1 protein-coding gene and 1 pseudogene are annotated in these 1,368 nt (G+C 45.7%); both read left to right on the top strand.

The genetic code is table 11. The annotated features are described in order from the left end of the window. A partial coding sequence (locus ACS8FD_RS14645) for a penicillin-binding transpeptidase domain-containing protein (protein ID WP_439276393.1) occupies positions 1-801 on the top strand: 801 nt, incomplete at its 5' end. A gap of 131 nt (positions 802-932) precedes the next feature. Further along, positions 933-1,368: pseudogene (locus tag ACS8FD_RS14640) on the top strand (UDP-N-acetylmuramoyl-L-alanyl-D-glutamate--2,6-diaminopimelate ligase); the annotation flags it as partial.

The following is a 1,368-nucleotide window of genomic DNA, read 5'->3' as shown; positions in this document are numbered from 1 at the left end:
ATGAAGCCGTTTACGGTCGCGGCTGCGTTAGACTCTGGTAAATATACGGCCAACTCTTTAATCGATACCAACCCAGGTTCTATCCGTGTCCGTGGTTACACGATTCGCGACCATAATAATCTAGGCAGGATTAATATGGCGACGCTACTACAGAAATCGAGTAACGTCGCCTCGACCAAGATTGCCTTATCTCTACCGCCTGATGCCATCACCAACATGCAAAAACAATTTGGCTTTGGGGCCAAAACCCCGCTTAAATTTCCAGGTGAGGGCGCAGGATTGGTGACTACACCAAAAGAAAAAGAAACGGCTCGCCGTGCGACGGTCAGCTATGGCTATGGTCTACAAGTGACGCTTGCTCAAGTAGCACAGGCTTATGCAGCATTGGCTTCTGGCGGTGTCATGCACCCGTTAACTTTGACTAAAACTGATAAGGCACTGCCCAGTAAGCGTATCATGGAGCATGAGCAAGCGATGTCGATTGTCAAAATGCTTGAGGCAGTAACAGAGCCAGGTGGTACCGCGAAGGCAGCTGCTATTGATGGTTACCGTGTCGCGGGCAAAACAGGGACATCGCGCCGGATTAACCCAGATGGTGGCTACTATACTGACCAATATCGCAACGTATTCGCTGGCATGGCTCCTGCATCAAATCCAAAGTTAGTCGGTGTCGTTTTGATCGAAGACCCTCGTAGTCAAATTTATGCAGGCCTGACTACAGCTCCAGTCTTTCACAATGTCATGAAAGAGGCTTTGCGCTTGTATAACGTGCCTTTAGATAAGCCATTAAAGACTGAGTAAGCCTAGCAAACAGGTGTCTTTTTGGTGATTTATAAAGGACACCTGTCACAAAGGTCACCTGCGGTTTTAACGCATGACTTATGTATGTTACGTCTTAATTTTTCATTTTCTCAATCGTTTAGGATTTGCCCATGACCCCATCAGCCCATAATGCTGTTATGTTGCAACAACTTATAGAGAGTAGTAGTGAGGCGTTGGGGCAGCAATTATCACAGATGGTGCACAGTGCTAAAAATCCAGAAGTTATAGCAAATACTGCTTTTAATAAATTACGTTTAGATAGCCGTCATGTTGCTGACAATGATGCGTTTATACTATTAAAGAGTCAGACGCAGCAAGGTCAAGACCCGCAAAAGATTCGTGATTATCTATCACAAGCTGGCAAACGGGCAGCTCTTATCTTTTCAGAGATCAATCCATCAGCACTGTTTGATAATACCGATATATTACCTTGCCCTATCTTGTACGTACCTAACATTCGCCATTTTTTAGGAAGCCTGATACAAGCACGTTTGCAATATCAGCAGCCAATCACATTGCCAACAGTCGTCGCGGTCACCGGTACCA

Source organism: Psychrobacter sp. 1U2, from assembly GCF_051847575.1.
This window is presented reverse-complemented; position numbering and strand designations above follow the sequence as displayed.